This is a genomic window from Novosphingobium sp. (assembly GCF_041915465.1).
Taxonomy (GTDB): Bacteria; Pseudomonadota; Alphaproteobacteria; order Sphingomonadales; family Sphingomonadaceae; genus Novosphingobium.
Window position 1 is genome coordinate 1 of the sequence record NZ_JAYSBK010000186.1, and the last position, 2,391, is coordinate 2,391.

A 2,391-nucleotide genomic window follows, 5' to 3' on the forward strand; every position below is an offset into this window, starting at 1 on the left:
AGTCGGAAGGGGGCAGGTCGAACGGGTCTTGCGTGCGCTCTTCCGAACGTTTTCGCAGTTCGACGCTGCGTTCCGGCACAGCCTGCGGCGTGGTTTTCATCAGCCCCTCTGCGGTCGGCTGATCCTCACGCCCATAGGGCGCAGGCGGCAGTGAGTTTCCGGCCTGCGGTTTCAGGTCCGCACGCTGACCACAGGCAGCAAGGCCTAGGATCATCGCGGGCAGGACAAGTCGGCGCATGGTGCGAATCACTCCATCCCGAGGGCGTCGCGCGCCTCGGCCACACGCGCCCTTACCTGCTGCGGCGCGGTTCCGCCATAGCTGGCGCGCGCGGCAACCGAAGCCTCGACCGAGAGCGCGGCATAGACCCGGTCATCGATCCGCGCGTCGATCGCCTTGAGGTCTTCGAGCGGCAACTGATCGAGCGCCACACCCCGGCTTTCGGCCAGCTTCACGGCGGTACCGGTGATGTGGTGCGCCTCGCGGAAGGGAATGTTAGCCTGGCGCACCAGCCAGTCGGCCAGATCGGTCGCCGTGGCATAGCCGAGTTCGGCGGCGGCGCGCATCCGGTCGGTGCGGAAAGTCGTCGCCTCGACCATCCCGGTCATCGCCGCGATGCACAGGGTGAGCAGACCAGCAGCTTCGAACACCGGCGGCTTGTCGTCCTGCATGTCCTTAGAATAGGCCAGCGGCAGGCCCTTCATCGTAATCATCAGGCTGGTCAGGCAGCCGACGATCCGCCCGGCATGACCGCGCACCAGTTCGGCGGCATCGGGGTTCTTTTTCTGCGGCATGATCGAGCTGCCGGTCGACAGACTGTCAGGCAGACGCACGAAGCCGAAGGGCTGGCTGGCCCAGATGATGAATTCCTCGGCCAGGCGCGAAAGGTGCAGCGCGGTCTGGCTCGCCGCCATCAGGTAATCGAGCGCGAAATCGCGGTCCGAAACGGAATCGAGGCTGTTGCGAGTCGGCGCGTCAAAGCCCAAGGCCTTGGCCGTCGCCTCACGGTCGATCGGAAAACCGGTGCCCGCCAGCGCCGCTGCCCCCAGCGGCGACTGGTTCATGCGGCGCCGCGCATCGGCAAAGCGCGACCGGTCACGCGCGGCCATTTCGTAATAGGCCATCAGGTGATGGCCCAGCGTCACCGGCTGCGCGGTCTGGAGGTGAGTGAAGCCGGGCATGATGCTGTCGGCATGTTCGCCCGCGCGGGTGACGAGCGCGATCTGCAAGGCCTTCAGCCCCGCATCGGCCTGGTCCATTGCCTCGCGCACCCACAGGCGGAAATCGGTTGCCACCTGGTCGTTGCGGCTGCGCGCGGTATGCAGGCGCCCCGCTGCCGGGCCGATGATTTCGGCCAGTCGGCTCTCGGTCGTCATGTGGATGTCTTCAAGGTCCCAGTTCTCGGGAACCCCGTCTGCCTCATACTCGCCCGCCACCTGGTCGAGCCCGGCGGAAATCGCGGCGGCATCCTCTGCCGAAACGATGCCCTGCTTCCCCAGCATGGCGACATGCGCCTTCGATGCCGCGATATCTTGCCGCCAGAGCGCCTTGTCGAACGGGATCGAGGCATTTATCTCACGCATGATCGCCGAAGGGCCTTCCGCGAACCTTCCGCCCCACATCTGATTGGAGCCGCTCTTGCTGTCTTCCCGCTCGCTCAAAGCGCCTATCCTTGCCTGTGCCCTTGGCTGTGCCGTGCTGATTGCGGGGTGCGATAGGGAAAGCGGGGACAAGGCGCAACCGGCAGCTTCGCCAGCCGCGGTTCAAGGCGAAGCCGAAGCTGGCGTGTTCGATCGCAGCCACAAGGGCAGCGAACTGCCGGAATTCCTGCTCAAGGATCCGTCAGGCAAGGAACAGAAGCTGTCCGCGTTCAAGGGCAAGCCACTGCTGATCAACCTCTGGGCGACCTGGTGCGCGCCCTGCGTGGCCGAGCTTCCCGCACTCGATCGGCTGGCCAAGGCCCGCGCCGGCGAGCTTAAGGTTCTGACCATCAGCCAGGACATGGGCAAACCCGAAGCGGTCGCCCCGTTCCTCAAGGCGCACGGCGTTACCGCTCTTGAACCCTGGCTCGACCAGGAAGGCGATCTGGCCGTGCAATACGACGTCCAGACCCTGCCGACGACGATCTATTACGACGCACAGGGTCGCGAAGTCTGGCGGCTGACCGGGGCACACGACTGGACGAGCAGCGATACCCAGGCGCTACTGGCGGAGGCTCGCTAGGCGCAGATCAGCGCTTGGCTGCTACTCAATCGCGCAGCCACAACTCGTGGCTATCGATGCGCAGCTTGGTAAGCGCGCGCTGCGCCTCGACGCGCGCCGTCGCTTCGGCCCGGAAGGCATCGCCAACCTGACGTTCGGCAAACAGCAGATCGGTCAGCTCAACCTCGCCC

3 protein-coding genes are annotated in these 2,391 nt (G+C 65.7%); 1 reads left to right on the forward strand and 2 read right to left on the reverse strand.

The window, feature by feature from the left end; translation table 11 throughout:
• Both ACE3SN_RS16790 and argH read right to left on the reverse strand, forming a co-directional pair.
• Positions 1-238: hypothetical protein (locus ACE3SN_RS16790; RefSeq protein WP_374531976.1), on the reverse strand; the 238-nt coding region annotated here is incomplete at its 3' end.
• Positions 239-246: 8 nt separating this feature from the next.
• Positions 247-1,620, reverse strand: coding sequence for an argininosuccinate lyase (gene argH, locus ACE3SN_RS16795; protein WP_374531980.1), 1,374 nt, complete (start codon positions 1,618-1,620; stop codon positions 247-249).
• Between the two features lie 163 nt (positions 1,621-1,783).
• Between argH and ACE3SN_RS16800 the strand changes: the two genes are divergently transcribed.
• Positions 1,784-2,221 (forward strand): TlpA family protein disulfide reductase, encoded by a 438-nt coding sequence (locus tag ACE3SN_RS16800; RefSeq protein WP_374531978.1) that lies wholly within the window; start codon positions 1,784-1,786, stop codon positions 2,219-2,221.
• The last annotated feature ends 170 nt before the right edge of the window (positions 2,222-2,391 follow it).

Excerpts from the sequence above, each read along its gene's own strand:
- argH (WP_374531980.1), bottom strand. The coding sequence starts at position 1,620 with ATGTGGGGCGGAAGGTTCGCGGAAGGCCCTTCGGCGATCATGCGTGAG.